The organism is Roseimarinus sediminis, assembly GCF_050433125.1.
In the GTDB taxonomy this organism is placed as follows: Bacteria; Bacteroidota; Bacteroidia; order Bacteroidales; family Prolixibacteraceae; genus Roseimarinus; species Roseimarinus sediminis.
In genome coordinates, this window is record NZ_JBNPXV010000013.1 from 107,580 (window position 1) to 132,214 (window position 24,635).

At 44.7% G+C, this 24,635-nt stretch carries 22 protein-coding genes and 1 tRNA gene; 12 read left to right on the plus strand and 11 right to left on the minus strand.

What is annotated here, in order from left to right; genetic code table 11:
• Nucleotides 1–17: 17 nt before the first annotated feature.
• Nucleotides 18–662 (minus strand): protein-L-isoaspartate(D-aspartate) O-methyltransferase, encoded by a 645-nt coding sequence (locus FHS86_RS15550; protein WP_429415724.1) that lies wholly within the window; start codon nucleotides 660–662, stop codon nucleotides 18–20.
• A 130-nt stretch (nucleotides 663–792) separates the two neighbouring features.
• Between FHS86_RS15550 and FHS86_RS15555 the strand changes: the two genes are divergently transcribed.
• A complete protein-coding gene (locus tag FHS86_RS15555; RefSeq protein WP_429415727.1) occupies nucleotides 793–1,635 on the plus strand; it encodes a hypothetical protein in 843 nt (280 codons plus the stop codon).
• Nucleotides 1,636–1,743: 108 nt separating this feature from the next.
• Complete coding sequence (locus FHS86_RS15560; RefSeq protein WP_429415730.1) at nucleotides 1,744–3,159, plus strand: sugar transferase; 1,416 nt, start codon at nucleotides 1,744–1,746, stop codon at nucleotides 3,157–3,159.
• 8 nt (nucleotides 3,160–3,167) lie between these two features.
• On the opposite strand, the gene FHS86_RS15565 is transcribed toward FHS86_RS15560, so the two are convergent.
• Nucleotides 3,168–3,734, minus strand: coding sequence for a DUF4294 domain-containing protein (locus FHS86_RS15565; RefSeq protein ID WP_429415733.1), 567 nt, complete (start codon nucleotides 3,732–3,734; stop codon nucleotides 3,168–3,170).
• Nucleotides 3,735–3,917: 183 nt separating this feature from the next.
• Between FHS86_RS15565 and FHS86_RS15570 the strand changes: the two genes are divergently transcribed.
• The 3 genes from FHS86_RS15570 to FHS86_RS15580 are packed head-to-tail and all read left to right on the plus strand — an operon-like array spanning nucleotide 3,918 to nucleotide 6,579.
• Entirely contained in the window at nucleotides 3,918–5,174 is a 1,257-nt protein-coding gene (locus FHS86_RS15570; RefSeq protein ID WP_429415736.1) for an arginine deiminase, read from the plus strand.
• Between the two features lie 20 nt (nucleotides 5,175–5,194).
• Complete coding sequence (locus FHS86_RS15575) at nucleotides 5,195–5,737, plus strand: RNA methyltransferase (protein ID WP_429415739.1); 543 nt, start codon at nucleotides 5,195–5,197, stop codon at nucleotides 5,735–5,737.
• Nucleotides 5,738–5,775: 38 nt separating this feature from the next.
• Nucleotides 5,776–6,579, plus strand: a complete 804-nt coding sequence (locus FHS86_RS15580; protein WP_429415742.1) for an FRG domain-containing protein — start codon at nucleotides 5,776–5,778, stop codon at nucleotides 6,577–6,579.
• Nucleotides 6,580–6,593: 14 nt separating this feature from the next.
• On the opposite strand, the gene FHS86_RS15585 is transcribed toward FHS86_RS15580, so the two are convergent.
• Both FHS86_RS15585 and FHS86_RS15590 read right to left on the minus strand, forming a co-directional pair.
• The gene (locus FHS86_RS15585; RefSeq protein ID WP_429415745.1) at nucleotides 6,594–7,706 is read right to left on the minus strand and encodes a methyl-accepting chemotaxis protein; all 1,113 of its coding nucleotides are present in this window, start codon (nucleotides 7,704–7,706) and stop codon (nucleotides 6,594–6,596) included.
• Between the two features lie 312 nt (nucleotides 7,707–8,018).
• Nucleotides 8,019–8,092: transfer RNA gene (locus tag FHS86_RS15590), tRNA-Ala, on the minus strand.
• A gap of 136 nt (nucleotides 8,093–8,228) precedes the next feature.
• Here FHS86_RS15590 and FHS86_RS15595 point away from each other — a divergent pair.
• From FHS86_RS15595 to hflX, 3 genes are all read left to right on the plus strand, one after another.
• On the plus strand, nucleotides 8,229–8,897 hold the full coding sequence (locus tag FHS86_RS15595; RefSeq protein ID WP_429415748.1) for an energy transducer TonB: 669 nt from the start codon (nucleotides 8,229–8,231) through the stop codon (nucleotides 8,895–8,897).
• A gap of 135 nt (nucleotides 8,898–9,032) precedes the next feature.
• Complete coding sequence (locus tag FHS86_RS15600) at nucleotides 9,033–9,716, plus strand: energy transducer TonB (protein WP_429415751.1); 684 nt, start codon at nucleotides 9,033–9,035, stop codon at nucleotides 9,714–9,716.
• Nucleotides 9,717–9,785: 69 nt separating this feature from the next.
• The gene (gene hflX, locus FHS86_RS15605) at nucleotides 9,786–11,015 is read left to right on the plus strand and encodes a GTPase HflX (protein WP_429415754.1); all 1,230 of its coding nucleotides are present in this window, start codon (nucleotides 9,786–9,788) and stop codon (nucleotides 11,013–11,015) included.
• Here the strand turns inward: hflX and folK are convergent.
• Nucleotides 11,001–11,507, minus strand: a complete 507-nt coding sequence (gene folK, locus FHS86_RS15610) for a 2-amino-4-hydroxy-6-hydroxymethyldihydropteridine diphosphokinase (RefSeq protein WP_429415757.1) — start codon at nucleotides 11,505–11,507, stop codon at nucleotides 11,001–11,003. The genes hflX and folK overlap by 15 nt on opposite strands.
• A 231-nt stretch (nucleotides 11,508–11,738) precedes the next feature.
• Here folK and sppA point away from each other — a divergent pair, with 231 nt between their 5' ends.
• The 4 genes from sppA (at nucleotide 11,739) to FHS86_RS15630 (ending at nucleotide 16,213) form a co-directional block, all read left to right on the plus strand.
• Nucleotides 11,739–13,520: a signal peptide peptidase SppA gene (gene sppA, locus FHS86_RS15615; protein WP_429415760.1), complete on the plus strand. Its 1,782-nt coding sequence runs from the start codon at nucleotides 11,739–11,741 to the stop codon at nucleotides 13,518–13,520.
• A gap of 95 nt (nucleotides 13,521–13,615) precedes the next feature.
• Nucleotides 13,616–14,695 (plus strand): tetraacyldisaccharide 4'-kinase, encoded by a 1,080-nt coding sequence (lpxK, locus tag FHS86_RS15620; RefSeq protein WP_429415762.1) that lies wholly within the window; start codon nucleotides 13,616–13,618, stop codon nucleotides 14,693–14,695.
• Nucleotides 14,652–15,473 carry a purine-nucleoside phosphorylase gene (locus tag FHS86_RS15625; protein WP_429415765.1) on the plus strand — a complete coding sequence of 274 codons (822 nt, stop codon included), beginning with the start codon at nucleotides 14,652–14,654 and terminating at the stop codon, nucleotides 15,471–15,473. The genes lpxK and FHS86_RS15625 overlap by 44 nt, the downstream gene beginning before the upstream one ends.
• On the plus strand, nucleotides 15,470–16,213 hold the full coding sequence (locus FHS86_RS15630; RefSeq protein WP_429415767.1) for a PrsW family intramembrane metalloprotease: 744 nt from the start codon (nucleotides 15,470–15,472) through the stop codon (nucleotides 16,211–16,213). Before FHS86_RS15625 ends, FHS86_RS15630 begins: the two co-directional genes overlap by 4 nt.
• On the opposite strand, the gene FHS86_RS15635 is transcribed toward FHS86_RS15630, so the two are convergent.
• From FHS86_RS15635 to mtaB, 6 genes are all read right to left on the minus strand, one after another.
• Nucleotides 16,185–17,246 carry a glycosyltransferase family 2 protein gene (locus FHS86_RS15635; RefSeq protein ID WP_429415770.1) on the minus strand — a complete coding sequence of 354 codons (1,062 nt, stop codon included), beginning with the start codon at nucleotides 17,244–17,246 and terminating at the stop codon, nucleotides 16,185–16,187. The two genes, FHS86_RS15630 and FHS86_RS15635, sit on opposite strands and share 29 nt — an antisense overlap.
• Before the next feature lie 71 nt (nucleotides 17,247–17,317).
• Nucleotides 17,318–18,199 (minus strand): lysophospholipid acyltransferase family protein, encoded by an 882-nt coding sequence (locus tag FHS86_RS15640; RefSeq protein ID WP_429415773.1) that lies wholly within the window; start codon nucleotides 18,197–18,199, stop codon nucleotides 17,318–17,320.
• Between the two features lies 1 nt (nucleotide 18,200).
• Complete coding sequence (locus tag FHS86_RS15645; RefSeq protein WP_429415776.1) at nucleotides 18,201–18,650, minus strand: hypothetical protein; 450 nt, start codon at nucleotides 18,648–18,650, stop codon at nucleotides 18,201–18,203.
• 2 nt (nucleotides 18,651–18,652) lie between these two features.
• A complete protein-coding gene (locus FHS86_RS15650; protein WP_429415779.1) occupies nucleotides 18,653–19,453 on the minus strand; it encodes an inositol monophosphatase family protein in 801 nt (266 codons plus the stop codon).
• A gap of 5 nt (nucleotides 19,454–19,458) precedes the next feature.
• The gene (locus FHS86_RS15655; RefSeq protein ID WP_429415782.1) at nucleotides 19,459–22,974 is read right to left on the minus strand and encodes a CotH kinase family protein; all 3,516 of its coding nucleotides are present in this window, start codon (nucleotides 22,972–22,974) and stop codon (nucleotides 19,459–19,461) included.
• Between the two features lie 193 nt (nucleotides 22,975–23,167).
• Nucleotides 23,168–24,496: a tRNA (N(6)-L-threonylcarbamoyladenosine(37)-C(2))-methylthiotransferase MtaB gene (gene mtaB / locus FHS86_RS15660; protein WP_429415785.1), complete on the minus strand. Its 1,329-nt coding sequence runs from the start codon at nucleotides 24,494–24,496 to the stop codon at nucleotides 23,168–23,170.
• Between the last annotated feature and the right edge of the window lie 139 nt (nucleotides 24,497–24,635).

A 24,635-nucleotide genomic window follows, 5' to 3' on the forward strand; every position in this document is an offset into this window, starting at 1 on the left:
TTTATTTATTTACTGGTTTATGTTGTACCCTTTAACAAGGGAACAAAGCTAAAGTTTCCGTAGCGTTCTTCTTCAAAGCTGTTTTCACCGGTGCGTGTCAGCACCATCATAACCTGATGATCGGACTGATTGACAGGAATCACCAAACGTGCACCTATTTTTAACTGTTGCTTAAGGTCTTCGGGGATAAAGGGCGCCCCTGCCGTTACAATGATCCCGTCGAAAGGGCCGTAGGTTGGCAGGCCCTTGTATCCATCGCCAAAAAAGAAAACCGGATGATAGCCCATCGATGGAAGCAATTGCTGCACCTTTACATACAATTCACGCTGCCTTTCGATGGTGAACACCCTCGCTCCCAGTTCGAGTAAAACAGCCGCCTGATAACCAGAGCCTGTACCTACTTCAAGTACTTTGTCGGCAGGCTTAATGTTAAGTAGTTGTGTTTGATAAGCAACGGTGTAGGGTTGTGAGATGGTTTGTCCGGCACCAATGGGAAAAGCCTGATCCTTGTAGGCAAATTTCACAAAACCGCTTTCCATAAACAGGTGACGGGGTATTTTACCAATGGCTTCAAGTACCGGTTCGTTGGTTATCCCTTTCTGGCGAATGGCTTCAACCAGACGCCGTCGCATTCCCTGATGTTGTAATGTATCGTTCAGCATATCTTTTTAAGCCTGAGTTCAAAAATAAGCCATCTGTTTTAATAAGCGAACAAGTTCTGTGGAAAAAGCTTTTTAGTAAAAAAAATACCCATTCAGTGGTAAATGCAATATTTTTTACGAATTTGTAAGCATGATTCGATGTTTAATAGTTGGACAACAGGAAGATATTGACCGTTATCTCCCCATTGTATCGGGCATTTCTTACTTTAGCAAAGTAAACTCCCTGCTGCTTACTGACAGCGTTCCTGATAATTACCGGCAGGTGCTTGTGGCGAACGACGCCCTGATGCTGATAAGCGCAGTGAGCGATGTTGACTGGCTCATCCTCCCCATTAAACTGCAATGCAAGGTATTGCTCTGCGACCAGCCCCATCTTTCGCTTACTGATTTAAGCAAGCTGTTTCAATTGCACACCGAGTCGCGAAACATAATGTACCTCCAAATTAATGAGCTGCACCATCCGCTGATTGAAGATTTTATCGAAACCACGGGCCATCATCTCTTATTCAGATATACACGCAGCATTAACAGTAAAAAAGACGTTCGCAGTGCACTGGTGAATGCCTTGAGCCTGCTCACCCTGATGTCGCCCCTGCAGGTGAAAAAAATCGATATCAGTTCGATCTCGCCCGATAAAAAAGGACGGCCTGCATACAAAATACGACTTAAGATGTACGACAGTTCACTGGCATACATCGTGCTAAAACTTAACGCTCAATCCGAACACAGTATTATTATTGAATCGAAAAACGGAAATTTCACTTTTAACTTTACTCAGAACTACATTGAAAACATTCATGGAACCCGTTTCGAAGGAGAAAAAACCAACGATTCACAACTCATTTCAAAAGCCATCAACAGTTTTGCACTTTGTATTATTATGAACGAGCACCCACGCTTCACTTTCTTTCACTATAGCCTTGTATTTCAACTTTTGAATAAATTTGAGAACATTTTACTTCAGAGTATCTGAAAAGATCAAAAAAAAAGTAGTTTTGCGCACAATATAATTCAGGGGGACTCGTTTTCAATACTGCAATAGTATCAACCCGTTAATCAATTGACCAGTAATTTAACCTGCATGAATAAGCGTAAACAGGTATCAATTTACATGCTTTTTGATGCCCTGGCTGCTGCCCTGGCATGGTGTTTATTTTATATTTTCAGAAAAATCTACCTTGAACATGGTGTTTTTCAGGAAGTAGGCAAACTACAACTGGATACCAATTTCTGGATAGCACTTTTTGTTTTACCCGCTATCTGGCTTGCTTTTTATTATACAACAGGCTTTTACAACGACATTTACCGCCGGTCACGACTCATCGATCTGGGACAAACTGTATTTACCACCATCATCGGGGTGACCGTCATTTTCTTTGTCCTACTGCTCGACGACAACATTTCGACCTACAAAAACTACTACCATTCCTATTTTACCCTGTTGGGGCTTCATTTTATTTTTACTTTCGTGCCCCGGATCATTCTCACCACGAGAACCATTCACCGTGTACACCAGCGTAAAATTGGATTCAAAACCCTGATCATAGGAAGCAACGAGCAGGCCATCCGCCTGTTCAAAGAAATGACCTCGGGGCAACAAACCACCGGCAACATATTTTTGGGCTTTGTTAAAATCGACAATAAGAATGAACTCCTTTTGGAGCAGCATCTGCCATTGCTGGGCACCATTAAAGATGTTCCCCGCTTGATTGATGAGAACCATATTGAAGAAATCATCCTGGCCATTGAAACCTCGGAACACAACAAGATTCAGGAAATTCTTTCAACACTCGACTACCGGAATATAACCGTCAAAGCCATTCCCGACATGTACGATATTCTATCGGGTACTGTGAAAATGAGTACCATTTACAGCAGTCCGCTGGTTAAAATCTCGAACGGCATCATGCCTGCATGGCAGGAAAACCTGAAACGCATCATCGACATCGTATTTTCTACCCTGGCACTGATCGTTTTTATTCCCTTCTTCCCCTTTGTATATTTTGGCATCAGAACCTCGTCGAAGGGGCCCATACTTTATTCGCAAAAACGGGTTGGAAAATATGGAAAGGAATTTACCATTTTCAAGTTCAGAAGCATGGTAACCGATGCCGAACCCAACGGACCGGCGCTTTCTTCAACCGACGATCCGCGTATTACCCGCTTCGGGCAGTTCATGCGACGTACTCATGTTGACGAGATTCCGCAGTTTTACAATGTAATCAGGGGGGACATGTCGTTGGTTGGCCCACGCCCCGAACGCAGGCATTATATTGATGAAATCAGAAAGCAGGCTCCGCATTACATCCAGCTTCAAAGAATCCGCCCGGGAATCACCTCGTGGGGACAGGTAAAATACGGTTACGCTTCCAACCTGGAACAAATGCTTGAGAGGGTTCCTTACGATATTCTGTACCTGAAAAACATTTCGCTGTATCTCGATTTCAAAATCCTCATTTACACGCTAATCAACTGTTTTTCGGCCAAAGGGAAATAAACAACGAATTATTCTCCTTCATTTTTCCGGTTTTCTTCTTCAATCATTAATACAATTTGTTCAATCACATAGTGTTTGTATAAGGGATCGTATTCTTCCTTCAAATCGTTATTGAATATTTTGGCAATCCCCTGCCAGAACAGAGCGGGCACCCCTCCTTTGATTTCCTTGATGATTGAAAAAGAGGTATTGCCCGTTTGCCGGTCGATGAGCAACATCAGATACCTGCCTTCGGAGATGGTAAATCGTTTCAGCTCTTCTTCGTGTTTGGCAAACAATTCCTTTTCCACCTGACGAACATACTTTCGCTTTTCACGTTCGTTATCGCTGGCTTCGTATTTTTCATTGTAATATTCAAGTTCCTTTGCCGCTTCGATGGCAAAAGGATAAACTTTTCGCAGTTTTGCCACCAAACGCGTATAACGACGATAATTCATCGTACGTCCCTTTCGTGGATACACATCGACCTGTTCCAGTTTGACAAAAACCAGCGAATCGTTCCCCATACGCACGGCAGCAAGCGAATCGGTCTCGCTGCTTTTCTGTGCCATAAGTCCTGCAGGAACTATCAACATCAAATACAATATCAACTGCTTCACCATCACTTGCATCCTCAAAAATAAAGATTCATTTTAATAAAAATCAAACTGCGGCCGCAAATACCATGCAAACTTTCCGAAATCAATTAACTGAATAAAAAGAACCAGCACTTCGAACAGAATTCTTTAAATTAGCGCCACCAATAAAACACGACAAGAATGCAAAATGTAGCGATTAACTCAGAAATTGGTGTACTTGAGGGAGTTGTACTTCATACTCCCGGGCAGGAAGTAGAAAAAATGACGCCTGAAAATGCCGAGCGGGCCTTGTACAGCGACATTCTCAACCTTTCGGTGGCCCACGAAGAGTACCGGCAATTCAAGGGAGTACTTCAAAAACACTGCACTACCTACGAAGTAAAGGAGCTGTTGAGTGATATTTTAGATGACGAAAAAGTGAAAAACAAGCTGCTTGAACAGGTTTGTAACAGTGAAGGGGTCCCTGAGCTGAAACATGAACTTACCAGGCTCGACAAAGGTGAAGCAGCACGCCAGCTCATCGAAGGGGTGGAACTCATCAGGGACAATCTTACCAAATACCTGAGCATCGAACGCTACAGCCTGCGGCCTTTGCACAATTTTTTATTTACCCGCGATGCTTCAATGAGCATTTACAACAAGGTCCTCATCGGGAAAATGGCCAGCAACGTACGAGACCGTGAATCGGTAATCATGGAAGCCATTTTCAACAATCACCCTCATTTTGGCGTTGAAACGGTAAACGCTTCAAGGCTTAGCAGTCAGCAGGCCCTCGATACCATCCGCATCGAAGGTGGCGACGTGCTCATCGCCCGCGACGACGTACTGGTAATTGGTACCGGCATCAGAACCTCCACCCAGGGAATCGACTTTCTGATTGAAGCCATTAAAACGGAAAAGAAAGAAATACAACACATTATAGTACAGGAATTACCCGAAACACCCGAGTCGTTCATTCACCTCGACATGGTTTTTACCCTGCTCGACCGCGACGCCTGCATGGTTTACGAGCCGCTGTTTCTGATGCATAACCGTTTTCGTACCATCCACATTACCATCAGCAACGGAAAAGTAGTCTCGATAAAAAATGAACCCGGCTTGCTGTCGGCACTGAAATCGTTGAAGTTCGACCTGAAACCCATCAAATGCGGGGGCGACGATGCATGGCATCAGGAGCGGGAGCAATGGCACAGCGGAGCCAATTTTTTCGCCATTGCACCCGGAGTGGTTATGGGTTACGAACGAAACAATTACACGGTTGAAGAGCTCAACAAAAATGGTTTCGACGTAATAAAAGCCAAAGACATCATTGAGAAGAACCTTCCAATTCCCACCAAAAAAACGATCATTACCATTGCAGGTGCCGAACTGGCCCGTGGCGGAGGCGGTGCGCGGTGCATGAGCATGCCGGTAAGAAGGAAAAAAGTAGACTGGTAAGAACAAAAAAAGAGTATCCCATGCGTAAACTGAAAAACAGCGAACTGAAACGGATTGATATCGAAACTTTCAAAAGAAGCAACAAAACGCCTTTGGTGGTGGTGCTCGACAACATCCGCAGTGCCAACAACATTGGGTCGGTTTTTCGTACTTCCGATGCGCTGTTGATCGAGCACCTTTACCTGTGCGGCTATACGGCCACTCCGCCACAAAAGGACATTCACAAAACAGCACTCGGTGCCGAAAAATCGGTCGACTGGACTTATTTTAAAGACACCCTTGAGGCGGTCAATCAACTAAAAGAACAGGGATACATGGTATATGCCATCGAGCAGGTTGATAAAAGCATCAGTCTGCCCGACTTTCAACCCTCACAACTCGACCGCATTGCCCTGGTTTTCGGCAACGAGGTAAAAGGGGTTCAGCAAAAAGTAGTGGATGCCTGCCACGGAGCCATCGAGATCCCCCAGTATGGCACCAAGCATTCGTTCAACATTGCCGTAAGTGCCGGCATCGTTTTGTGGGATCTTTTCAATAAATTAATGTTTAAAGAACCCGATTGAAATAGCAGGAGACTAAATTCACTGCTAAACACAGCATCATGAAAATCGAAGAAAACGACATTATTATTGAAAGCTGGAATGAGCTGTGCGACAGCTTATTTGTCGATTCATGGAACTGCAGCATCAACCGTTACCGTACCGACTATGCCTACCGTGGACTAAACGATAAGAGCTGGAAACTCGAAAACAGCTTTATGCGCAACTGTTGCAATAATCCCAACCTTGAATATCATATGTTGCGCAATTTCAGGAAATACGCGAAGATGCCCGACTCTGGCCTTTTCTCAAGCGATTGGAAAGTAATTACCATTGGTCAGCACTATGGGCTTCCAACCCGACTGCTCGACTGGACATACTCCCCATTTATTGCTGCCCATTTTGCTACCAACGACATCAGTCGTTACGACAAAGACGCTGTAATATGGCTACTAAATTTTGTAAAGATCAACCACTTGCTGCCCCCTCCTTTCCGCACCGTACTTGAACAGGAGAAAGCCAATGCTTTTACCATCGAAATGATTGAAAACGCAGTTCCTACCATCAATCAATTCGATCGGCTTACAAAAGACGAACTGCTGCTCTTTTTTGAACCTCCTTCGATCGATGATCGCATCATCAACCAGTTTGCCTTTTTCTCGGCCATGTCGAATCCGATAGCACCATTGGAGAATTGGCTCAGCTCCCATCCCGATCTTTATAAAAGAATTATCATCCCGGCACAACTCAAATGGGAAGTGCGCGATAAACTCGATCAGGCAAACATCACTGAACGCATCCTTTTCCCCGGTCTCGACGGACTGGCCAAATGGCTGTCGCGTCATTACACACCGAAGATTGATTAAAATCCCCAGACTACTTATTTCTTTAGCGTAAATTGTGCCAACAGCTGTTTCAAACTTTCGGCCTGTGCCGAAAGTTCTTCAGCACTGGATGCCATTTCTTCCGATGAAGCTGCATTTTGCTGTGTGGTATTGTTCATTTCGTGCAGCGATGCATTTAACTGTTGAATGCCGCCCCCCGATTCGATATTGGTTTGAACCAGATCCTGTACATTCACCGAAGTTTTTTCCAGCTCCGGAATCAAACGCGCAATGTCCTTCCCGGCTGTTTCTGAGTCTTTCTGATTGGACTGTGAAATGGCATTCACCTCACTGGCCAGCTTCTTACTTTCGCTGGCCAACTTTTGTACCTCGTCGGCCACCACCGCAAAACCTTTTCCGTGCTCTCCTGCCCTTGCTGCCTCCACGGCTGCATTCAAGGCCAGAATATTGGTTTGAAATGCGATATTGCTCACTCCGTTAATTTTTTCGCTTATTTCACCATAGGTTTTCATGGCAGCCCTGAGTCCGTTGAGCATGCCATTGATGCCCTCCATCACCTGCTCGGTCATCTCACCAGTCATTCTCGATTTGCTGATGTTATTGGCAATTACATTCGATATTTCTTCGAAAGTTGAGCTAACTTCCTCAATGTTCGAAGCCTGTTCGCTGGCGCTTCCCGATAGTTCTTCAGCGATTGCACTTAGCTGAATGCTACTGTTATTAAGCTGTTCCGAAGTTATCTGAATCTCAGAAAGTACACGGTTCAGCGCTTCAACATGATGGAACAGGGCATTGTTTAGCCGGGCCACCTCGTCACTGCCCTGTACTTCTTCAATTTCCATATCCAACTGTCCTTCGGATAGTTGTAGCACTTTATCAATCGAGCGATTGATTGGCTTGGAAATGGTTTTTCGAATTAACAGAAAAATACCTATACCAACCCCAAAATTAAGTGGCAAAACCCAAAGGATATGAATTTGGCCCAAAATACCCACCATATACATATCAAAACTTACCAGCAGAGCCAAAATAACTGCTGCCCGCGAAATTCTGAACATAAATGATTTCTTGAAAATTAACTTCAGGATCATACTGGCAGCAGGAAAGCTGCCCACCGATACCAGTGCAGCAAACAAATAATCGTTCATCCCCTCTTCTTTTTAAAATAAAACACCCTTGTTCTTCGAACTGCCACAGCTTACCCATTGCAGAAGACAGTACGCTATAACTTCTCCCTTAAGAAAAGTATCAATTTTGCGTGCAAAGGTAGGTGGCAATGCGGGAAACACATTTCTTATTGATAAGCAGAAAAAAGAATTAATTACAAATTAAGGTTGAAGGGCCATTAAACGTTCCAAAAGAAATTCATTTTAGATATCCTTAGGGCACGGACGATCATTAGCGTTTCACCCACAAGAAAAAAGAGTTAGCAAAATCTTGCTAACTCTTTCATTTTCAAGTGGAGAATATCGGAATCGAACCGATGACCTTTTGACTGCCAGTCAAACGCTCTAGCCAACTGAGCTAATCCCCCGTTGTTTTTTTGGTGCTGCAAATATATAATTTTTTCTGAAAAACCACTCAACACAAAATAAAATATCATTTGGAATGAAAATTGCTTTATTATTTCCATCTAACCTTCACTGCAAACTGACCATAAAACTCAAATTATGGAAACGAAAAAAAACCCGCGTGTGAATCTTGAAAACAGAAAAAGGGAGTTTTTTCTGTACGGACTGATCATTAGTTTGACCCTGGTGCTTCTGGCCTTTAAAGGGACCAAAGAAGTTGCAGTCATTGAAATCCCGGAAGCCAGAGATGGTGCCGATGTGGCCGAAATCTTTATTCCGCCAACCCATGAGCCGGAAAAAAAGATCATTCAACCTCCGCCACCATTGAAATTATTCAACACCATTAACATTGTTAACAACAATGAAAAAACAGCAGCTGTTGAATTAGCTTTTGATGAATTGGACGATCCACTTCCGCTACCGTACATTCCGGAAGAAAAAGAGCCAGACGACGAACCAGTCCTTTTTGCTGAACAGATGCCCGAATTCCCGGGTGGAATGGCCAGTCTTAACCGCTGGTTAAGTCGCAATCTGGTTTATCCTGCTTCGGCTCAGCAATTGGGACTCGAAGGCAGAGTTTATCTTAATTTTGTAGTGGGCAAAGATGGCTCCATAAGCAACATTAACGTAAGCCGTGGAGTTGCCCCCCTGCTCGACCAGGAAGCAATCAGGGTCATTTCAACCATGCCAAAATGGAATCCCGGCATGCAAAATGGCGTCCCGGTTAAGGTCTCCTACAATATATTTGTACGCTTTCAACTCAACTAAACGCAGCAATAGCAGTAAGCACTAACAAAAGTGTTCGTTCGGAAAGAAAATATCTTACTCAGATAGGCCATTTAAGAGATATTTTTTAACTTTAGCCGCTCTATTTTGAATATTAAATGCATTAAATAATTTTTTATGGAACTTAAGAAAGCACCTAAAGCTGATCTTGAAAACAAGCGGAACATCTTTGTTCAGCTTGGCCTGGTGATTTCCCTTGGAATTGTTCTTACAGCTTTCAACATCAACGACCGCGTGAAGTCGGCCGACACGCTTGGAACACTTGCAACTGAGGAGATTGAAGATGAGGTAATCCCCATTACACGGCAGGAAGAGATCAAACCACCACCACCGCCACCACCACCAAAAGTGGTCGAGGTGTTAACCATTATCGACGACGATGTGGAACTGGAAGAAGAATTTGAATTTGAATCGACCGAAGCCGATGATGAGACCATCATCGATGCTGTTCCTGTTATCGATGCTGATGAATCGGAAGAAGAATCGGAAGTTTTCGTAATTGTAGAGGACATGCCCGAATTTCCCGGAGGAGAACTGGCACTTAGAAAATGGATTGCCAGCAACGTTGATTACCCGGTTATTGCAGCCGAGAATGGCATCCAGGGCAAGGTGTATGTTCAATTTGTGGTTGACAAGGATGGTAGCGTTACCAATGCACGTATTGCACGTGGCGTTGACCCATCGCTCGATCAGGAAGCACTCAGGGTGGTAAACAATCTGCCACGTTGGAAACCTGGAAAACAAAGGGGTAAACCAGTACGCGTATCGTATACTGTACCCATTAATTTCCAGTTACAATAGTTAACTTGAATCAAAAAAAATATCCTGGTTCCACCAATAGGCGGGATCAGGTTTTTTTGTGTTGAGCATATGGAAAATACAACAAACAGCCAGACAGAAAATGAAAAAGTGGTTTTGGTCGGTCTGATCAATCAGGATCAGGATGAGATCAAAGCCAATGAGTACATCGATGAACTTGAGTTTCTGGCACGAACAGCCGGAGCCGATGTGATTGGTAAGTTCTTTCAGCGACTGGAGGTTCCCAACGTGGCAACCTTTGTTGGCACAGGAAAACTCGATGAGATTTCGAATTACATCAAGGAACATGAAGCCGACACCATTATTTTCGACGATGAACTCACACCTACACAGCTGAGAAACATTGAGAAACGACTCGAATGCAAAGTGCTCGACCGTACCAATCTCATTCTCGACATTTTCGCCAGCCGCGCACAAACTGCCTATGCAAAAACACAGGTCGAACTGGCACAGCTTCAGTACACCCTGCCCCGGCTTACCCGAATGTGGACCCACCTTGAGCGGCAACGCGGAGGAATTGGCCTCAGGGGACCTGGTGAAACGCAGATCGAAACCGACCGTCGAATCATTCTTACCAAAATTGCGCGGCTGAAAGAACAGCTGAAAAAAATTGACAAGCAAATGACAACCCAGCGAAAAAACCGGGGAAAACTGGTAAGAGCCGCCCTCATTGGCTATACCAACGTAGGGAAATCAACCATGATGAACCTGCTTACCAAATCGGAAGTATTTGCTGAAAACAAACTCTTTGCGACCCTCGACACCACCGTACGAAAAATGGTCGTTGGGAATTTGCCCTTCCTGCTAACCGACACCGTTGGTTTTATCAGAAAATTGCCTCACGGACTGGTCGAATCGTTTAAATCGACGCTCGACGAGGTGCGTGAAGCTGATATTCTCCTGCACATTGTCGATATTTCGCATCCGGGCTTCGAAGAACAAATCGAAACAGTTAATCAGACCCTCGAAGAAATTGAAGCTGGGAATAAACCGACCATCTATGTTTTTAACAAAATCGATGCCTTTACCTATGTTGAAAAAGAGGAAGATGATTTAAGTGAAACAAGCCGCGAAAACTGGTCGCTCGAAGACTGGAAGAACAGCTGGATGGCAAAAAACAATACGCCCTCGATCTTTATCTCTGCCAGGGAAAAAATCAACATTGAAGAACTTAAAACACTGATGTACGAGGAAGTAAAGAAAATCCACGTGACCCGTTTTCCCTACAACGATTTTCTTTATGGCAATGAATTCGAAGAAAACGACTCAGACATCGAATAGCAATGAGCCCATCTGCTTAACACTTCCCTGATCGGGGCATTGCTTAAGTAGCTCCCTGATGGTGAGATTCAGCGTTGGATGCACAAAGTCGGGGGCTATTTCACAAAGTGGTTCAAGAACAAAACGCCGATTGTGCAGATGGGGGTGTGGCAGTGTCAATTCCGGCTCCGAAAGGATGATGTTCTCATAAAACAAAATATCAATATCGATGGCTCTTGAAGCATATCCGCCAGACAGGTTTCGTTTCCGGCCCAATTGCTTTTCCACATCGAGGCATCTCGAAATCATTTCGCCGGGTTCCAGGTCGGTAATTACCTCAACGGCCAGGTTGTAAAACGATTCAGCAGCTTCAAAACCCCAGGGAGCAGTTTCATAAATACCTGACAAATCGATGATCTGACCTACACCTACATTGATGTATCGGATCGCCCTTGCCAGATTCAACTTCCGATCGCCCATATTCGATCCCAATGATAAAAATGCCTTTTTCATCTTCTCCAATTTTCAGTAATCCCCTCCTGCCTTTCAAAATCAATCACGCTGCTAATAGATCCCCGTGCTTATGAGCTGACAAAGTACTTAAAAATTCCAGCCTTAAGCTACTTTTTTTTGACGTCCGTAGCTTCTGTGTCCACAAATAATCATTTCAAGTGTTGTAACAAATTCAGCGCGATGATTACTAACTTAGCAAACGCGTCAAATATAAACTAAAAATAAAAATAGATGAGAAGTTTTTTAAAGTACACGCTTGCAAGCATAACAGGCATTATTATTGCCAGTCTGCTTGGATTTTTTATCATGGCAGGAATTTTTTCAGCCATTGTCGCATCGAGCGAAAAAGAAGTTCATATTAAAGATCATTCGGTATTGGTGTTGAAACTCGACGCCCAGCTAAGCGACCGGGCACCCAATAATCCCTTTCAAGACCTTGAGTTACCAGGTTTCGAAGGCAGCAAACGCTTAGGCCTTGACGAAATTACCGAGGCCATCGAAAAAGCAAAACACGAAAGCAAAATCAAAGGGATCTACCTCAAGCTGGATAATGTAATGGGAGGTTATGCCATGGCTGAAGAAATCAGAAATGCACTGGCCGATTTCAAGCAGGAGTCGGGAAAATTTGTTTATGCCTATTCATCGACCTACTCACAAAAGGCCTACTATCTTGCTTCGGTTGCCGACAAGGTATTTATTAATCCCGAAGGCATGCTTGAATTTGCAGGACTTGCATCACAGCATTCCTTTTATAAAAATGCACTGGAAAAACTCGGCATCGAAGTGCAGGTAATCAGGCATGGTAAATTTAAAGCAGCCGTTGAACCCTTCATGCTCGAAGAAATGAGTGCAGAAAACCGGGAACAAATCGAAGTTTACATCGGAAGTATCTGGAATAATGTTGTTAATCAAATCGGGCAGTCACGCGGATTAAGTCCTGAGAAACTAAACCAGCTGGCCGATAAAAACATGACCTTTCAGCCTGCCGGCGAATTGCTGGCCAGCGGATTGGTCGACAGCATCGTTTACGAAGATCAGTTCCTCGATTTTCTGCGCGAAGCTACCGGCACCGCCGAAGACAAAGAAATCAATGCCCACTCGGTGGCCGACATGAAATCGGTAGCCGCTCCCCGCAAGGGCAAAGGACTTGCAAAGGATAAAATTGCTGTAATTTATGGTATTGGTGAAATTGGCATGAGCGCTTCGCCCTTCGATGATGAATCGATTTCAGGTCCTTACCTTGCACGCGAAATCAGGAAAGCACGAAAAGATTCCACCATTAAGGCCATCGTTTTCCGTATTAATTCTCCCGGAGGAAGTTCACTGGCTTCTGATCTGATCTGGCGCGAGGTGGTACTTGCTCAACAGCTTAAACCAGTTGTGGTTTCAATGGGCGATGTGGCTGCTTCGGGGGGATACTACATCGCCTGTGCTGCCGACAGCATTGTGGCCAACCCAACCACCATTACCGGATCGATTGGCGTATTCGGACTGGTTCCCAACATGGAAGAACTCTTCGAAGACAAGCTGGGCATCAACAACGAAGTGGTTAAGACCAACGAATTGAGCGACCTGCCTTCAGTAACACGACCAATGAGCACCATCGAAAAAGCACAAATGCAAAACATGGTTGAAACAGTTTACGATACCTTTGTAAAACATGTGGCCGAAGGCCGGAACATGTCGTACGAAGCCGTTGATGCCATCGGACAGGGCCGTGTGTGGACCGGCGAAAATGCCAAAGAACTGGGATTGGTCGATGTACTTGGCAACCTCGACACAGCCATCGACATTGCTGCAGAACTGGCACAACTCGAAAACTATCGCACCGTGCAGCTTCCAAAGCAAAAAGATCCGATTGCTGAGTTAATGGAAGGCTTCTCAAGCGAACTGAAGTATCGCGTTATCAAAAATGAATTGGGCGAAGGCACCAGGTATTATAAAACCCTCGAAAAAATCAAAAACAGCAGAGGAATTCTTACAAGAATGCCCTACGAAGTGGTAATCGAGTAGTAGTTTACACCAATACAAGAAAGGTTGTCTGTACTTTACAGGCAACTTTTTTTGTGCGTGTCACTCTTCTTCGTAACTTACCCCACTGTTAACACATGATGAAGATACTTCTATATCCATTTAAACTGGTATATGCATTGGTAATTGCCATTCGTAACTTTCTTTACGATGCAGGAATGCTGAAACAGTACGAGTTTTCCATACCCATCATATCGGTAGGCAACCTAACTGCCGGCGGTACGGGTAAAACACCCCATGCCGAATACCTTATAAGTATTTTGAAAAAGAATTTCAGGGTCGCTTTCTTAAGTCGTGGCTATAAAAGAAAAACCAAAGGTTTTGTGCTGGCCGGTCTTAAATCGGGGATCAAAGACATCGGTGATGAACCCGTTCAAATTAAACAGAAATTTCCGGAGATACCGGTTGCTGTCTGCGAAAAAAGAGCTGTGGGAATTAAAAAGCTCATGAACATGCCCGAAAGCGAAATTGATGTGATTGTACTCGACGATGCTTTTCAGCACCGCAGTGTCAAAGCCAATATCAACATCTTGCTGATTGATTATAAACGGCAGATTTTTGATGATGAACTGCTCCCCGTTGGGCGACTCCGTGAGTCAGCCAGTTCGAGGTACCGTGCCAACTTCATCATTTTCACCAAATGCCCGCCTCACCTGCAGCCCATCGAACAACGCATTATTAAAAACAAACTCGATATACGCCCCTACCAAAACCTGTTTTTTACAAGTATCGTATACGGAGAAATCACCCCGGCTGAAAAAGGTCTGCACCTGTTCAGCAACGACATGCGAAAGTATAGTGTGATGCTGATTACCGGAATTGCCAACTCCCAACCTTTGGTCGATTATCTTACGCCTCAGGTTGGAGAAATTATTCATATTGAATACTCCGACCATTACCTGTACACGGCAAGCGATATTGAAAAACTGGAAGAGCAGTACACAACACTTTCTGCCAAAGAGAAAATAATTATCACCACCGAGAAAGATCTGGTTCGCATCAAGTCAATCGACAAGCTGCCCAAAGAATTTATCGAAAATTTATATTACATTCCCATTGAGATTAAATTTCTCGATCGTAGTAAAGAATCATTCAATAAACGCATTTTAAATTATGTTACAGAAAATAGAAGCAACAGCAAAGTTCATAAAAGATAAAAGTGGCTTTAACGGAAAAATTGCCATCATTCTGGGTTCAGGCTTAGGCAATTTTGTAAATAAAATTGAAAATCAGTACTCATTATCTTACGATCAGATTCCCAATTTTCCGGTTTCAACGGTCGAAGGCCATTCGGGAAGGCTCATCACCGGGACGATAAACGGGGTACAGGTATTGGCCATGCAGGGTCGTTTCCACTTTTACGAAGGATACAGCATGGAAGAAGTTACTTTTCCCATCAGGGTGTTCAGGATGCTGGGAGTTGAACTGCTGCTGGTTTCGAATGCAGCAGGCGGCACCAACTACAGTTTTGAGGTAGGCGATGTGATGATGATTACCGATCATATCAGCCTGTTTGGTGTGAATCCGTTGTTGGGAAAAAACTTTCCGGAGATGGGTCCCCGTTTTCCCGATATGTCGAAGGCCTATCATCCAGAACTGTGCGACTTTGCCCGTAATTTTGCACGCAAAAACGACATCGTATTGCAGGAAGGCGTTTACGTAGGACTAACCGGCCCCAGCTTTGAAACTCCTGCCGAATACCGTCTGCTCAACACCCTGGGAGGTGATGCCGTGGGCATGTCGACCGTTCCCGAAGTAATTGTTGCCAAACACATGGACATGGATGTTTTTGGAATTTCGGTAATCACCAACAACGGACTGGCCATTGCCGACGATGGCAATCAGCACAACGAGGTACTCGACGTGGCATCCATTGCCGCTCCGAAACTTGAAGCGGTTTTTGAAGCCGTCATTCATCATTATGCTGAAAAATGATTGGCTTGTTCATCATCGCCCTGGCCCCTGTAGCCATCATTGCATTTTATATTTATTTCAGAGATAAATATGAAAAAGAGCCCTGGCGCTTGCTGGCAATGTCACTGGCTGCAGGCGCCCTTGTAAGCATTCCGGTAATTTTTGTTGAACTGCTGATTTCGGTGCCGGGGAAAGCACTCTCTCCCGTGAGCAAAGCTGCCTGGGATGCCTTCATGGTGGCAGCACTGTGTGAAGAAGCTTTCAAGTATGCCGCACTATTTCTGCTGATCTGGAAGAACAGGGCCTTTAATGAAAAATTCGACGGCATTGTATATGCCACCTTTGTCTCTCTGGGCTTTGCCGCCGTCGAAAACATACTGTACGTATTCCAGTCAGGTTTAAGCACAGGACTTGTAAGAGCAATTACCGCCGTACCAGCCCATGCCCTGTTTGGAATCACCATGGGCTATTACTTCGGAAGGGCCAAATTCTATCCACATTTGCACAAAAAATACCTGCTTGCTGCCTTCCTATTTCCTTTTACCTTACACGGAATTTATGACTTTATGCTGATGTCGGGTAACAGCATATTGCTCTTGTTGTTCGTTCCCTTTATTCTCTATCTGTGGATCAATGGTTTTCAGCGCTTAAAAACACTGAACCGCCAATCGATATACAATACCGACATTGATTTGGGCATCGATTTCAGCAAAATAAAAAAGGAAGATACTTTCAATAATGAAGATGCTTCGAAGTTTTAATCACCGTCTTTTTAAATGGTTTTAAATCGTTATAGGTTTTATGCGATTTAAGGAAAAACTGAATGACGATGCTTTTCTTAAAAATTTCAACGTGATCGGTCTTCACCAGCGTTTTTTGCAATTCTGAACGCTTTTTGCGTAGTTCCTTTTTCGACCGGTAATAGGCCGCGTGGGCTTTTATAACAGCCAATGCACTGCTAAAATTAAAAGATATAAGAAATTTGAGAATGGCAGTGGTATCGATGAGCATCCGTTTGATCATCATCCATTTTAATGCTGGTCCGTTGTAATTTTTATAAAGGGTCCATAAACTGTTTCTGAAATTGAGAAACAACTTGTAGGGGTTGTTGTATTCGAGCGTTGCTCCGCCGTAATGGTACACCTTGCTAAGCGGCTGATACACCACGCGCATTCCCTTGTTTTTGATGCGCCAGCATAAGTCAATTTCTTCCATGTGAGCAAAAAAATCGGCATCGAAACCGCCCTGCTCATGAAAGACCGAAGCGCGGATAAACAAACAAGCCCCAGAAGCCCAGAAAATATCTACCGGCTGATTGTATTGTCCCTTATCGTACTCAATGGCATTCATGATGCGTCCACGACAGAAGGGATAGGCATAACGATCGATAAAACCACCAGCGGCACCTGCATGTTCAAAGCGCGACCAGTCACGATCGGAAAGTATTTTTGGTTGAATGGCAGCAATATCTTCATTTCTGCCAAATGTTTGAATGACCGGCTTAAGCCAGTTACGACTGACCCTCACATCGCTGTTAAGCAAACAATATAAATCGGACTCAACCAGTTGGAGTGCCTTATTGTAACCTCCTGCAAAACCATAATTTTTGTCGAGTTCGATGACTCTGATCTGCGGATAGGCACTTTTAAGGAAAGCCAGTGAATCGTCGTCTGAACCATTGTCGGCCACAACGAGTTCAATATTCTCACCAGTAGAATATTTTACAACAAATGGCAAGTACTTTTGAAGATGGGTTTTGCCATTCCAGTTGAGTATTACAATTGCAAACTTCACTTTATATATTGTGTTTTCAGGGCTTAATCAAATAGCGAGGCAAGATAATAGAATACTTATTTAAAACCTACTTAAGTATTTGAGTTTCTTTGAAACTTCCAGCGTTTATGGGTCCAAAAGTATTGATCGGGGTGTTTTTTTACTGAATTCTCGAGCAATTGCATAAATTTTTGTGTGATTTCAGTTTTTGGGCTCGAAGCAGCATGGGTTGTTATCAACTCGAAATGCACCGAGTGATAACCCCGCCTGATCTTTGAAAGTTCAACATAAACCACCGCCGCATCCACCTTCTGAGCAATTCGCTCGGTTCCCAGCATCACCGGGGTATCCTGATTTAAAAAGGTGAGCCAGTGCTGAATTTCCTTTTCAACAGGTCGCTGATCACTGATGAAATAAGCAGCAAACTGTTCCTTATTTTGTGCCTTTTTGAGCAGGGTCCTGAAGGTTTGCCTCATTTCGAGCGGTACGGCAGCACGCGAACGCAATTCGCGGTAGAACTGATCAAATGCGGGATTGCTCAAACGTTTGTAAACAAAATAGACATCAACACTCAATTGATTGATGAACAGCTGCATAAATTCCCAGTTTCCGAAATGACCGGTTACTGCAATGATGCTTTTACCTGAATCGAGCAATTCATTAACCAGCTCAAGGTTTTCAATCTTCAGCCGTTTTGCTTCCTTCTTGTAAGAGAGATGGGTAAAATATAGGGTTTCGACAAACATATCACAGAAGCCGTGATAGAAGTCCTTTTCAATTTGCAGTAAGTGCTCCCTGCTCTTTTCGGGAAAAGCATTCTGAAGATTGCTGCGTACAACATTCCTTCGGTATTGAAATAAACGGTATACCAGCAGATACAACAATCCCGAGATTCTGTAATGAAACTCAAGAGGAAAAAGCTGCATGGGCCGGGTAAGCAGTCTCAATAAATAGTACGCCGCACTTTTCTTCATTTTATTTACTCAGCAGAATTTGCACAAGAAGCTGATCTTTGATTTCGGGTGCAATTTTACTAAAATATTCCGACAAAGCAGCCTTATCGGGCTCGCTGTTGTGCTGCAAAGAAATCAACTCGTCATATTGCTGCCCTGTGAGATACTTCTTCAGCAAAACTTCGATCCAGTGTTCATCTTCGTTGAGTGAAAGTTCGATCAGTGCGGTTTCAATCAGCTCACGAGCCTGATCCTTTATCGGGTCGTGCTGCCTGCCTCCCGAGTGATCGCGCAATGACCAGCTTGAGTAATCGTAGTGCAGTGCTTCAATTAATGTTAGCTTGGGATCGTCGCTGCCAAAAATCTTCTGTAAAATCAGCTTTGCCTTTATTTTCCATGCTTCCAGATCAAAATTATTTTGATCGACTGCCTTGATCAGTTGGTGAAGTGCTTCTGTTTTTTTGTTTTCCATGATTAGTTGCCCAGATGATGATGGACAATTTCGTAAAAATTACTGAAATAAAGGCCACTGGCAGCCACAATGTTTCCATTTTCAAGGTATTGGTTTTCACCATTAAAATCAGAAACCTTGCCACCGGCCCTTTCGAGGATGAAGGCACCGGCTGCCATGTCGTACGATTTAAGACCATATTCCCAAAAAGCATCGAAGCGACCACAGGCCACATAACACAGATCGATGGCTGCTGAACCAAAGCGCCGCACGCCACTGCTGATTTCCATGAACTTTTTCATGGTAGCGAAGTAGGCATCAAGCTGACTGAAATCACGGTAAGGAAAGCCAGTTGAAATAAGCGCCTGTTCATGTCGCTCGCATTGGCTGACACTTATCCTCTGTCCATTCAGAAAAGCAGCACTTCCTTCCCAGGCACAAAACATTTCCTGATGTACAATTTCATACACCACGCCAATCACCATTTCATTGTTGCGCTGCAGGGCCACACTGATGGCATGAGGCGATAAACCATGAATAAAATTGGTGGTTCCGTCAATGGGGTCGATGATCCAGTTGTACACCTCTCCTACTTTACTGCTTGTTCCTTCTTCAGCAATGAAACCTGCTTCGGGCAATAAAAGCGATAGTTCTTTCACCAGCATTTCTTCCGACAACTTGTCGATACGCGTTACAAAGTCGCTGGGACCTTTTGTTTCGACATCCTGCTCAAGCGAGAAGTTTTCTCTTTCTTTCCTGATCATCACAGCCGTATCGATCACACAGCGCTGTACTTCGGTACACAATTTTTCAAAATCAATCATGGCCTTCAATATTTGATAACTTTCAGTGTTTTTGAATAAAGACTGGTTTTTACCTGCACCAGGTAGATGCCCGAACGGTAGTTTGCTGCGTTTTCGAAGATTTTCAAATAATGTGCTCCTTCCGTCCTGCTGGTCCCCGACAAGCTTTCATATACCCTTCCCTGCAAATCAAGTATGCTGATTTCATAGGCATCGTCGGCCCTTCCATAAAAATGCAGGGTCGTGAAGTCGCTAAACCGGGTGGGAAAACATCCCACTTCGGTAGTGGCCAACAATGCAGGGCTGGTACTTACTACAAAAGAGCTGTTTTGTGCTCCCGGCGTTCCTCCGTTGATTCCCGCCTTCCACTTTTCAGCCTTGCTGTTATCGGCATAAGGATAGGTTAGTTCGAGGGTGGCTCCCTGACCTGCAGCGCCTTCGGGCCACGGGGCCGATGAACTGTAGGCAACCCGGTCGATTAAGGTGCCTTCGTCGTCGTACAACGAAAGCACATCGCTTGTCCCGTTTAATTTAAAAGGAAGCGTGCCGGTTTTTTGTTTCAACGAAGGATAATAACGAATGAAATTGTTGCTGTCGGCATAAATCACAAGGTAGGAATCGGGCCAAATGGTGCTACCGGCAGTAAAGACAAATGCTTCATCAAACTTGCCGTCGTCGAGGGTCCAGCCTTCGAGCTCGATGATCTGTTCCCCTGCATTGTACAACTCAATCCAGTCGCCGGTATCAAATTCATCCGTCGAGCTGTAATTGATTTCGTTAATCACCAGCTGCTTGTTGCTTTCATCCGTTTTCTCAAAAACTGCATTATAATTTGAATGGGAATTCAGGTTTACAAATAGCTCGTTTTTGTCCGATACCGAAGTTCCTTCCCACTTCACAAACCGATAGCCCGGATTGGGAATGGCTTTGATGCGTACCGGAATCCCCTGAAAATAGATCCCTGAGAAAGGAAAATTTCGTACCACCAGGCTGTTCAGTTCAACAATGCCGCCTGCATCATCCGAGCTCCTGAGTACCAAACGATAATTCTGATTAATATTGAAATAACTCCGAATGTGATCCCGCATGGCATCGATGCGGTTTTGATTATAGGTTTTCAACTGATCGACCTGCCACTGCCAGCCACTGTAATTTTGTCCCCAGCGTTCGAAGTGCCCACGCATTTCGGGTTGCATGATCTGCTGAATCGAATCAATTTTTGCATTCACCCGGTCGGGCTGAAAGCGGGTATTGAGGTTGTCGGCCATGCGGTTGATAAACAAATTCCTGTAACTTATATTGGAAAGTAGTTTACGGAACAAGAGAGTCGACTCGGCAGGGTTTTGCCAGTTGCGTCCGCCGGCCGAGCTGGTAGCATATTCGATGGCATTGTGATTGTATTCATTCTGATCATAAATTCCGAAGCCAAAATCGGTGTCATACATAATCCAGCGCCAGCGACTGTGTGCATAGTCGGTTCGCCAGTATTTGATGTTATTTCCCGGCCAGTCGCGGTTGTAGATATAAATCTGGAACATGAAATAATCGGTGTAATTGTCCACATCGATCATTTCAAGCACTTTTTGATAATCGGCTTCCGACTGAAGAGAATTCGATTCGAGAAAGCTTACCAGCTGCGTATAATGGGCGTCCTTGCCCACATAGCCCGGAGTTGTTTCCAGCAGACTAACCGCGTCTTCATCGATGCCGTAAGTACGTTTCAGGTAATTGGTATTCACTTTCTCCCTGATGTTTTGAACCCCCCAGTATTCGCCGTTAATATAAAGTACCGAAGGCTGAAAGGCCACCCGGTCGATGTTGAGTCCTTTGGCCAGTTCCGAAAAGAAACCATCGCGCAGCATCGACCGGCCCCAGTCGTTGCCCGATGCCCGTAAAACAAAGTTATCGTACTCGTCGTGCACCCGTTCGGCAAAGAAAGGATAGTCAAAATCGCCGTCGCCATATGATTTTCGTGCAAAAAGCGCCAGTGCCTTTTGAGCATTGGCCCTGGTCCAGCCGCCCATTATTTTTACTCCCGCCAGCTGATTTAACTGTTCGCTGCCCTCCTGGTCGATCAGTTCGACATTCACTGGTTTTTCCCAGTCCATCCAATAGTTGGCTCCATAATGGGGAACTTCAGCTACCCACCCCGGCCCGTCGGCATAAATTCCTTCGTGATAATCAAAGAAGTGTTTCGGATCGGTAACCAGCGAAACAACAGGCAGGCTATGTTCAGCATCGACCAGATAAGTGCTGGTTTGCACCGGGCCGGCAACCCCGTCACGTATCACCCGGGCCCTGATGGGCAGGTTGGAATAAAGCATCAGTACTCCGTCGGCTTTAGCTGAATGCCGGGTGGGTTCTGTCCCATCGATGGTATAATGCACATCACCAACACCACTTTTGGGCTTCATGCTCAGTCTGCTCCCCGAAGGATAATAGCCCGGAGCAAGCGAAAATTCAACAGAATCGGACATGATTTCCTCCGACGGATTGGCATTTACAGCGCCCGGAGTGGGCTGCATGAAATAACGCAGCGGAATGGCCCCGTCGGGAAAACGTCCATAGCTCACATTCGAAGGCAGCTCAACTACCTGGAGCGAGTCGATCAGTTCCCGCTGTGCATTGAAGAGAAACAGACTTTCACCTTCGTTACTGATCTTAAAATTGGTATGCAGGTAGCCTTCATCTACTTTAATAAATTCTGCCACATCATTCACTGAATAGGCATCGGAAGCAAGCGTAAGAAACGGAATGATACTAAAATCGGAGGAAGTACTATTCACATTGTGAGCCTGAATAGCCAGTACATTCTCTCCGCTTTTCAGGAATGAAGAAGGATTTTCCAGCTCAAAACGTTCAGGTGTTCCATCGTTGTACAATACCGCTTCGTGATCTCTGCTGACATTCACCGTACGGTAATTATTACTCACCGTAATATTGGGTGATTTGGCGACCTCCCTGCCATTGATAAAAGCGACAAAGGCATCGTCGTAATCGATATGCAACCACAGTTTACTCACAGCAGCGGGATCTTCAACCGTAAATGTTTTGCGAATATAAATACTTTGCAGGGGCTGAATAATGGTATTGTCGTCCGCATCGCCATAGCCAAAACCGCTTTCGCCGCTCTGCCATCCCGAATCGTTGTAATCGGCTTCACGCCAGTTGTCGGCCGGATCATTGCCCGAAGGTACCTTGTAGCGCCAAACATCCTGCTTACGAATAATGGTCGTGTATTTCGAAGTGAGTGTGTTTCTGTCCTTGCCCGAAGCAAAAAGCAAAAGATACGATTTGGGTGCCAGGTTCACTGCCGGAAAAACCCAGCCCGAAGAATCGACCGGATCGTCGTTCAAAATAAAGCCTTCAAGGTTAACAGAAGCATTGCTGAAATTGTACAATTCAATCCAGTCGTTGGTTTCCTGATCTTCATCAACGATCCCGGTTGAATTCGACGATACTACTTCATTAATTACAACCTGTGCCCCGGCAAACAGGCAACTCACAAGCAAAACGAAAGTAAAAAGATTTTTCAAGACCATGTACACTGTGCATAAAAGCTCAAAACATGAGCCGGTTAGCGTGTTTAATTAATCAGTGAAGAAAGTGAAATTTGACGGATTGTCAAAGAAAATCACTCAAATGCATGTACAAAATATCCTGATCCTGCTTAAGAAAAAAGACAGTTATTTAAATATTCAATCGATGAACGCTTTCGATCCACTCAGTATGAGTTCATTGTCCTGCATGGGCGTAAACCTGCACACCTTCAACATGTCCGTGTTGGTTGATCTCCCTGAGTTCAAAATCTATCACCTGGTTAGCCAGTTGCTCATCCCAGGGGGCTTCAACACGTACATAATTGTCGGTCCAGCCAAATATGCGGTCGCCCTTTTGCTGATGTTCAAAAAGCACTTTGCGTGTTTTCCCCAGCTGCGACTGATAAAACATGCTCAGTTTTCGTTCCGAAAGATCGAGGTAACGTTGCACCCTTGCTTTGCGCTCGGGTACCGGAACCACGTGTGGAATCTTCAAAGCAAAGGTGCCGGGCCGTTCAGAATAAGGAAATACATGCAGCTGACTCACATCCTGATCAACTACAAACTGGTACGAATCTTTAAAGAAATCGTCGGTTTCGCCATTGGTACCTGCAATCACATCAACGCCAATAAAGGCATCGGGCATCAGCGCTTTGATGCGCTCCACCCTTTCAGCAAACACCTCGCGCTGGTATTTCCGCTTCATCAAGGCCAGTACTTCGTTGGAACCCGCCTGAAGAGGAATATGAAAATGAGGAACAAAGCGCTTCGAAGCAGCAACAAACTCAATAATTTCATCCGTAAGCAAATTGGGTTCCACCGACGAAATCCTGATGCGTTCCAATCCTTCCACCTCGTCGAGTGCCTTCAGTAAATCGATGAACTTTTCACCTGTTGAACGGCCAAAATCACCAATATTCACTCCTGTAAGTATGATCTCCCGGGTGCCTTTAGCTACTACTTTACGGGCTTCGGCCACGGTATTCTCAATCGAATCGTTGCGACTCATTCCCCGGGCCATCGGGATGGTGCAAAAAGTGCAAAAATAGTTACACCCGTCCTGTACCTTTAAAAAAGTACGGGTACGGTCGCCATAGGAATACGACGAAAAAAAGTTTTTGATTTTGCGGTGATCGGTAACCCTGACAATGGGCGCCTCATTTTTTTCGAGGCCGTTAACATAGCTGGTGATGTTCATTTTCTCGCCCGAACCCAGCACATAATCGACCCCTTTCAGATGCGCCACCTCATCGCTCTTCAACTGGGCATAACATCCGGTTACCATCATTACAGCATTCGGATTGCGCTTCATGGCCGATCGGATCAGGTTGCGGCTTTTCTTGTCGCTCTCGGCAGTCACCGTGCATGAATTAATTACATACACATCGGCCTCTTCCTTGTAATCGACCCGCTCAAAGCCCATTTCCTCAAACTTGCGGGCCATGCTCGACGATTCTGCAAAATTGAGTTTGCAACCCAGTGTATAAAACGCTACTTTCTTCCCTTTGTAATCGTGCTCCGTCATCTTCTTTGCCTTCTTCTTTTCTGAGGGGCAAAGATATAATTTTTGGAATAATTCTAAATAACAGTCTTTTATAAATTTCTTTTGCCTGTTCCCAACCCCTTTCTCCACAATCGCCAGCAAAAAATTCCGCCGCCTCATT

What these genes read in the sequence shown, in the direction of transcription:
- FHS86_RS15595 (WP_429415748.1), top strand. Translation starts at nt 8,229, where the DNA reads ATGGAAACGAAAAAAAACCCGCGTGTGAATCTTGAAAACAGAAAAAGG.
- mtaB (WP_429415785.1), bottom strand. Translation starts at nt 24,496, where the DNA reads ATGACGGAGCACGATTACAAAGGGAAGAAAGTAGCGTTTTATACACTG.
- FHS86_RS15560 (WP_429415730.1), top strand. Translation starts at nt 1,744, where the DNA reads ATGAATAAGCGTAAACAGGTATCAATTTACATGCTTTTTGATGCCCTG.
- FHS86_RS15575 (WP_429415739.1), top strand. Translation starts at nt 5,195, where the DNA reads ATGCGTAAACTGAAAAACAGCGAACTGAAACGGATTGATATCGAAACT.
- folK (WP_429415757.1), bottom strand. Translation starts at nt 11,507, where the DNA reads ATGAAAAAGGCATTTTTATCATTGGGATCGAATATGGGCGATCGGAAG.
- lpxK (WP_429415762.1), top strand. Translation starts at nt 13,616, where the DNA reads ATGATGAAGATACTTCTATATCCATTTAAACTGGTATATGCATTGGTA.
- FHS86_RS15630 (WP_429415767.1), top strand. Translation starts at nt 15,470, where the DNA reads ATGATTGGCTTGTTCATCATCGCCCTGGCCCCTGTAGCCATCATTGCA.
- FHS86_RS15600 (WP_429415751.1), top strand. Translation starts at nt 9,033, where the DNA reads ATGGAACTTAAGAAAGCACCTAAAGCTGATCTTGAAAACAAGCGGAAC.
- FHS86_RS15555 (WP_429415727.1), top strand. Translation starts at nt 793, where the DNA reads ATGATTCGATGTTTAATAGTTGGACAACAGGAAGATATTGACCGTTAT.
- FHS86_RS15645 (WP_429415776.1), bottom strand. Translation starts at nt 18,650, where the DNA reads ATGGAAAACAAAAAAACAGAAGCACTTCACCAACTGATCAAGGCAGTC.
- FHS86_RS15650 (WP_429415779.1), bottom strand. Translation starts at nt 19,453, where the DNA reads ATGATTGATTTTGAAAAATTGTGTACCGAAGTACAGCGCTGTGTGATC.
- FHS86_RS15580 (WP_429415742.1), top strand. Translation starts at nt 5,776, where the DNA reads ATGAAAATCGAAGAAAACGACATTATTATTGAAAGCTGGAATGAGCTG.
- sppA (WP_429415760.1), top strand. Translation starts at nt 11,739, where the DNA reads ATGAGAAGTTTTTTAAAGTACACGCTTGCAAGCATAACAGGCATTATT.
- FHS86_RS15585 (WP_429415745.1), bottom strand. Translation starts at nt 7,706, where the DNA reads ATGAACGATTATTTGTTTGCTGCACTGGTATCGGTGGGCAGCTTTCCT.
- FHS86_RS15655 (WP_429415782.1), bottom strand. Translation starts at nt 22,974, where the DNA reads ATGGTCTTGAAAAATCTTTTTACTTTCGTTTTGCTTGTGAGTTGCCTG.
- FHS86_RS15550 (WP_429415724.1), bottom strand. Translation starts at nt 662, where the DNA reads ATGCTGAACGATACATTACAACATCAGGGAATGCGACGGCGTCTGGTT.
- FHS86_RS15565 (WP_429415733.1), bottom strand. Translation starts at nt 3,734, where the DNA reads ATGTTGATAGTTCCTGCAGGACTTATGGCACAGAAAAGCAGCGAGACC.
- hflX (WP_429415754.1), top strand. Translation starts at nt 9,786, where the DNA reads ATGGAAAATACAACAAACAGCCAGACAGAAAATGAAAAAGTGGTTTTG.
- FHS86_RS15640 (WP_429415773.1), bottom strand. Translation starts at nt 18,199, where the DNA reads ATGAAGAAAAGTGCGGCGTACTATTTATTGAGACTGCTTACCCGGCCC.
- FHS86_RS15625 (WP_429415765.1), top strand. Translation starts at nt 14,652, where the DNA reads ATGTTACAGAAAATAGAAGCAACAGCAAAGTTCATAAAAGATAAAAGT.
- FHS86_RS15570 (WP_429415736.1), top strand. Translation starts at nt 3,918, where the DNA reads ATGCAAAATGTAGCGATTAACTCAGAAATTGGTGTACTTGAGGGAGTT.